Here is a 656-nt window from a genome sequence, read left to right on the forward strand (position 1 = left end):
ATTTTAATGGAGGAAAAGAAAATGGAAATTAGATTTATTCAAGTGAATGAAGGAATGTTAAAAATAGAAAGTAACGCAAACGATAAACAATGGAAACATATTGTGAAATGGATTAACGAAAATACTAATAAGTCTATGTCAAGTGTAATCAATGAACTAAAAAGCTTTGATTCGTTTGAAATTAAAATTATCTTATAAAATACATCTTTTACATTAATAAAAAAATAAAAAATAAGAACGCTGAAAAGCGAAAAGGAGAATAAACAAAATGAAAAATTTATTCCTAGTTGTGTACTCAAGTGAAAATGAAAACGGTGAAATTTTAGGAATTTATACTAGTGTAGATTTAGCTGAAAAGCGAGTTAATGAAGTTGCTCAAGAGTTTGATTATGAATTAGACGAATTGCATATATTAGAAATTGAACCAAATGAAGATCAATCTATCTCAATCTAAAGGAGTGTAAAAATGAAAATATTTGTAGAATATAAAAACAATAACGAATTAATTAAAGTTGAATTTGATACTATTGAAGATGGTCTTAAGTTTTATAATGAAAAGAAAGAAGAAAATAATTTTATGGAATTAGTTATATATCAAAAGATTGTATTACAAGGAAACTACAAATAAAAACAGTATTGAAATTAGAGTATTAAAC

At 24.1% G+C, this 656-nt stretch carries 3 protein-coding genes; all 3 read left to right on the top strand.

Translation table 11 applies throughout. The features are described 5' to 3' along the window. On the top strand, positions 1 to 198 hold a 198-nt coding region (locus AC1DSL_RS19145), incomplete at its 5' end, for a hypothetical protein (protein WP_477533468.1). Positions 199 to 268: 70 nt separating this feature from the next. After that, positions 269 to 454 carry a DUF7336 domain-containing protein gene (locus tag AC1DSL_RS19150; protein WP_477533469.1) on the top strand — a complete coding sequence of 62 codons (186 nt, stop codon included), beginning with the start codon at positions 269 to 271 and terminating at the stop codon, positions 452 to 454. 12 nt (positions 455 to 466) lie between these two features. Further along, positions 467 to 628 (top strand): hypothetical protein, encoded by a 162-nt coding sequence (locus AC1DSL_RS19155; protein ID WP_477533470.1) that lies wholly within the window; start codon positions 467 to 469, stop codon positions 626 to 628. Positions 629 to 656 lie beyond the last annotated feature (28 nt).

This window comes from Paenisporosarcina sp. P4_D4 (assembly GCF_056401835.1).